Origin of the sequence: Poseidonocella sp. HB161398 (genome assembly GCF_005870025.1) — a bacterium.
Taxonomy (GTDB): Bacteria; Pseudomonadota; Alphaproteobacteria; order Rhodobacterales; family Rhodobacteraceae; genus Mangrovicoccus.
Genome location: NZ_VATA01000232.1, coordinates 1 through 1,039 on the forward strand (window position 1 = coordinate 1; position 1,039 = coordinate 1,039).

Here is a 1,039-nt window from a genome sequence, read left to right on the forward strand (position 1 = left end):
CCACGCTCGAGGCGATTGCCGCCGGACATCCAAAGAAGCGGATCGACGAACTTCTTCCATGGAATTTCAAGCCGTCAACCTGAGATCCCGTGATCCCGGAACATCGCTTACGAAGGTGTCGATATGGCCATTCACCGTTTCGACCGAGATCCGCTTCAGCCCCGGAACGGAAACGGCCTCCTCCAGCGTCAAATCCCGCGTCTCGCGTAGGCGCCTTGGGGTTCGCAGGCAGGGTTTGCACGATCTTCTTGAGGTCGGCCGCCTCTTTCCGGGGATGCCTGCAATGTCACGGTCCGGACCATAGCATTCCGGCATCACTGCTAGGTAAGCAGCGACCTTCCCTGTCATCCTACATTCCCCCTGAGGGCGACGCCCGGCCATGAAGTCATCGACGGCGGCCCGCGCAGTCACGGAGCGACTCTCCGAGGGAGCTTCCGGGCTTGGTGTGACAAACAGGGTTGCGGATCGTCAAACCTGTATCCTCGACGTTCTCAGAGGCCTTCAATGCGGTCTTGATCTGGCCCCGCCGGGCCTTTCGCAATTCCTGACCTGAGACCCGCATCTTCCTCCAGTTTGAGGTTGAGTCCGCCCCAACCAGGAGACGGACAATGAAGCGATCAAGGTTCAGCGAAGAGCAGATCATCGGGATGCTGAAGGAGCAGGAGGCGGGCATGGCGACGGCCGATGTCTGCCGCAAGCACGGGGTCAGCACGGCGACGTTCTACAAATACAAGGCGCGGTTTGGCGGTCTTGAGGTGTCGGATGCCCGACGTCTCAGGGCGCTTGAGGACGAGAACGCCAAGCTGAAGAAGCTGCTGGCAGAGGCCATGCTCGAGCGCGCCAGTGAAGGCGCCATTGGTTCGAGCCCAATGGCGCGCGCGATCCTGAAGGATGTCGCGTCGCGAAAGTGGTAACGCCCGGCGTGAGGCGGGAAGCGGTGGCACATGTCGTGGCGTTCCACGGGGTGAGCCAACGACGGGCGTGCAAGGCTTTGGCGGTGGACCGGTCGAGCGTGCGCTATCGCAGCGTGCGACCGGAT

Annotated in this window: 1 pseudogene; it reads left to right on the forward strand. The window is 61.8% G+C overall.

Annotation, left to right across the window (positions count from 1 at the left end):
- Positions 1-608 precede the first annotated feature (608 nt).
- Positions 609-1,039: pseudogene (locus FGX59_RS39210) on the forward strand (transposase); the annotation flags it as partial.